Genomic DNA, 4,100 nt, shown 5'->3' with positions numbered 1-4,100 from the left:
CGCCCGTTCCCGCCCGGGGGCCTTGGCCGCCCCCGGGCGGGAACGGGCGGGACCGGGCAGGAGAACAGGCGGGAGCGGGGCGCCCGACGCGGCACACGGTCGCACGGCCCGCTCCCGCCCGCCTCGCCGGTCACAGCCCTGCGGTCGCCAGCTCCCGCAGCCGCGCCCACGCCTCCTCGCGGACACCGGGCACGATCAGTACGTCGGCCGCCGTACGGGCCAGTGCCTCGGCGGCGGCCGGCATCACCTCGCGAGCCCGCGGTCCACCCGCCGCTTCCGCGAACTCGGGCGTGTGGTCCGTACCGCCGGCGCCCATGATCGCGACGAAGGGGTGGATCGCGGGCACGCGCGTACTGACGTTGCCGATGTCGGACGAGCCCAGATACACCCCGGCGACGGGCTCGGTCAGCTCGATCCCGTGCCGGGCGATGTGGCGGGCGAACCGCCGCGACAGCACGTCGTTGTCGCGGAAGTGCTCGTACGTCTCCCCCACCCGCTCCACCACCGCCCTCGTGCCGGTGGCCAGCGCCACGCCACGGGCGGTGGAGCCCACTTCGGCCACCAGGTTCTCCAGGGCGGCGGTCGTGGCCCCGCGCAGCCCGAAGAGCCCCTCGGCGTACTCGGGGACGATGTTGGTGGCCTCGCCGCCCCGCGTCACGATGCCCTGGATGTGGGAACCGGACGGCAGGCGCCTGCTCAGTACGGAGACGGTGTTGAAGAACTGGATCAGCGCGGCCAGGGCGTCGATGCCCTCGGTCGGGTTGCCCGTGGGGTGCGCCGCCCGGCCGTGGAAGGCGACCCGCAACTGCCGCTGGGCGGTCAGCGGCGCCCACGACCAGTTCTGCGCCCCGGGGTGGAACATCAGCGCGCAGTCCACCCCCTCGAACAGCCCGGCGGCGACCTCGGCCACTTTGCCCCCGCCGCGCTCCTCCGCGGGCGTGCCGACCGCCAGCACGGTGCCCGGGACCTCCTCGAACGCGTCACGCAGCGCGAGCGCCGCGCCGAGACCCGCTCCGGCGATCAGATTGTGCCCACAGGCGTGACCGAGGCCGGGCAGCGCGTCGTACTCCATGAGCAGCGCCACGCACGGCCCGTCGCCGGTGCCGGTGCGCGCGAGGAACGCCGTCGGCAGACCGGCCACGCCACGCTCCACCCGGAACCCGGCGTCCTCCAGTTCCCCGCTCAGTGTCGCCGCGGCCCGGTACTCCTCGTAGGGCGGTTCCGGGTCCTTGTGCAGGAGCGAGCTCACCTCCCACAACCGGTCCGCGCGGGCGGTGATGCTGCGTCCTATACGGTCGTACGTCGGTTCGAGGGTGTCCGGCACGTGCCTCTCCCTGCCCTGCTGTGCTGGGTGCCCGGCTGTCCGGGCCGGTCTCACGCAGCCGTGTTCCACGCATGGCGCACCTGATGCCTGCACGTCGGCACGGGTACCCGCCTCGCTCGCATGGTCTAACGCGGCCCGGTCGAAGGGGTGAGCCGAAACGGCTCTGCGCGGCGTAGCAGCGCGCGGCGTGACGAGGCCAAGGAGCGCGACCCCCGTTTGCGGGACTGCCTGGTAGGGGCGGGAATGAGGGGCAGGGCGCGGCCTTTCCCATGGGGCGCACCGAATCCCCTGGGCCGCATCCTCCGAAGGAGCGATGAAGCATGACTGCAGGATTCCTCCATACCGGCGAGCTCAAGGACCTCACCGTCCGCGACCCGAAGGGCGACAAGATCGGGACCGTCGAACAGGTCTGGCTCGACGACCACACCGGCCGCCCCGAATGGGTCACCGTCAAGACTGGTCTCTTCGGCACGAAGGAGACCTTCGTGCCGCTGTCCGGGGCGCGCAGCGACGGCGACACCCTCACCGTCGTCCACCCCAAGGCGCATGTGCACGACGCCCCCCACGTGGACGCGGACCAGCACCTGGACGCGGAGGAGGAGCGCACCCTCTACCGCCACTACGGCCTGTCCGGCGACGGTGCCCCCGGCACCGGACGCACCGACCGGGCCGGCATGGGAGCGGCGGGCGCGCGGGAGACGAGGGGCGAGGACGAGCTGGTCCGTTCCGAGGAGCGTCTGCACGTCGGGACCGAGGAGCAGGAGGTCGGCCGGGCGCGCCTGCGCAAGGTCGTGGTGACGGAGAACGTGACCACCACCGTGCCGGTCAGCCACGAGGAAGTCCGTGTGGTGCGCGAGCCGATCCGCGACGGCGAGAAGGTCCGCGCCGACATCGGTGAGGCGGAGTCCGAGGTGACCCTGCACGCGGAACGCCCTGTCGTCGGCAAGGAGAAGGTCGCCGTCGAGCGCGTCCGCCTTGAGACCGACAAGGTCACCGAGCAGAAGGAGATCTCCGAGAGCGTCCGCAAGGAGCAGATCCAGTACGACGACGGCACCGGCAGGCGCGACCGCCGGGGCAACGAGCCGGGCCGTGGCGACCGGCGCGGTCCGCGGCACTGAACCACCCGCGGCAAGCTGCCGGGCCGCCGCTGTGTGACGGCCCGGACGAACGAGACGCCCGGCCACGGCGAGGACGGGGCTACCAGCCCTTGACGTGGCCGGGCTCCCGCATGCCCGGCGGGGACTGACAGGAACTTAACCGGCGAGAGTCTCCCGTACCGGGTGCTTGCTCAGGATCGAGACCCGGTTGAAGGCGTTGATGGTGATGGCCACCCAGACCGCCGCGGAGATCTCCTCGTCGTCCAGTACGCCGCGCGCCTCCTCGTAGGCCTGTTCCTGGGCGTGTGCGTCCGCGGGGTGCGTGGTGGCCTCCGCGAGGGCGAGGGCCGCGCGCTCGCGGGCGGTGAAGAGTTCGGTGTCGCGCCAGGCGGCCAGCACGCCCAGGCGCCGGGTGCTCTCACCGGCGCGCAGGGCGGCACGGGTGTGCACATCGAGGCAGAAGGCGCAGCCGTTGAGCTGCGACACGCGGAGGTTGACCAGCTCGACCAGGATCCGGTCGAGGCCGGCCTCGGCGGCGGTCACCCGCACGGCGTCGGCGGTCCTCACCAGTGCCTGGTACGCGGCGGGACTCTGCTTGTCGAGGTAGATCCGGCCGGTGCCCCGAAAGACTGCCGCCCTGGTCTCCGTGGTCTCACTCACCCTGCGCTCCTTGCCTGTTGTCACCAGGACTATGATCACCCATGCTTGTTGAAAGTGAAACTACATGGGTGGAGAGGGGTCGGGACATGGGCGACACGGGGGTCGAGGTCCTCACCGCGCGGGACGTCCCGCTGGGCGGACCGCGAGCGATGACCGTACGGCGAACCCTGCCGCAGCGGGCCCGGACGCTCATCGGCGCCTGGTGCTTCGCCGACCACTACGGTCCTGACCGGGTCGCCGACACCGGTGGCATGGACGTCGCCCCGCATCCGCACACCGGCCTGCAGACGGTCAGCTGGCTCTTCAGCGGTGAGATCGAGCACCGCGACAGCCTCGGCACCCATGCCTTCGTGCGCCCCGGCGAACTCAACCTCATGACCGGCGGCCACGGCATCGCTCATACCGAGGTCTCCACACCCGGCACCACCGTGCTGCACGGCGTCCAGCTGTGGGTGGCGCTCCCCGCCGAACACCGCCACGCCCCGCGCGACTTCCAGCACCACGCCCCCGAACCCCTGCGTGTCGACGGCGCTGAACTCAGGGTCTTCCTGGGCACACTCGCGGGCGAGACCTCCCCGGTCCGCACCTTCACCCCGCCGCTCGGGGCCGAAATCACCCTCGATGCCGGCGCCACCCTCACTCTCGACGTCGACCCGGGCTTCGAACACGGCCTGCTGGTCGACGAGGGCGACGTACACCTCCACGACACCCCCCTCCTGCCCGCCGAACTCGGTTACGCCGGCCCGGGACGCACCCGCCTGACGCTGGCCAACGCCTCCGACCGCCCGGCGCGGACGATCCTCCTGGGCGGGCCGCCGTTCGAGGAGGAGATCGTGATGTGGTGGAACTTCATCGGCCGCAGCCACCAGGACATCGTCGAGGCGCGCCAGGCATGGGAGCAGTCCTCCGACCGTTTCGGCAGCGTGGACGGCTACCCCGGAGACCGGCTGCCCGCTCCCGCCCTGCCGAACGCCGTCATCGCACCCCGCAAGAACCCCTCCCACCGCTGACTCTTTACC

General features: G+C 72.0%; 4 protein-coding genes. 2 read left to right on the top strand and 2 right to left on the bottom strand.

Features of this window, described 5'->3' with window-relative positions; all coding sequences use genetic code 11:
• Window positions 1–130 precede the first annotated feature (130 nt).
• Window positions 131–1,324 carry an amidohydrolase gene (locus tag ACJA3G_RS06050; RefSeq protein WP_406551838.1) on the bottom strand — a complete coding sequence of 398 codons (1,194 nt, stop codon included), beginning with the start codon at window positions 1,322–1,324 and terminating at the stop codon, window positions 131–133.
• Window positions 1,325–1,644: 320 nt separating this feature from the next.
• Between ACJA3G_RS06050 and ACJA3G_RS06045 the strand changes: the two genes are divergently transcribed.
• Window positions 1,645–2,442, top strand: coding sequence for a DUF2382 domain-containing protein (locus ACJA3G_RS06045; RefSeq protein ID WP_406551837.1), 798 nt, complete (start codon window positions 1,645–1,647; stop codon window positions 2,440–2,442).
• Window positions 2,443–2,577: 135 nt separating this feature from the next.
• Here the strand turns inward: ACJA3G_RS06045 and ACJA3G_RS06040 are convergent, their stop codons facing one another.
• A complete protein-coding gene (locus ACJA3G_RS06040; RefSeq protein WP_406551836.1) occupies window positions 2,578–3,081 on the bottom strand; it encodes a carboxymuconolactone decarboxylase family protein in 504 nt (167 codons plus the stop codon).
• An 86-nt stretch (window positions 3,082–3,167) separates the two neighbouring features.
• Here ACJA3G_RS06040 and ACJA3G_RS06035 point away from each other — a divergent pair, with 86 nt between their 5' ends.
• The gene (locus ACJA3G_RS06035) at window positions 3,168–4,091 is read left to right on the top strand and encodes a pirin family protein (RefSeq protein WP_406551835.1); all 924 of its coding nucleotides are present in this window, start codon (window positions 3,168–3,170) and stop codon (window positions 4,089–4,091) included.
• Window positions 4,092–4,100: the final 9 nt, after the last annotated feature.

It is taken from the genome of Streptomyces sp. YS-3 (assembly GCF_045257485.1).
Lineage (GTDB): Bacteria > Actinomycetota > Actinomycetes > Streptomycetales > Streptomycetaceae > Streptomyces.
The sequence above is the reverse complement of the archived record's forward strand: the minus strand, read 5'-3'. Positions and strand labels throughout refer to the sequence as shown.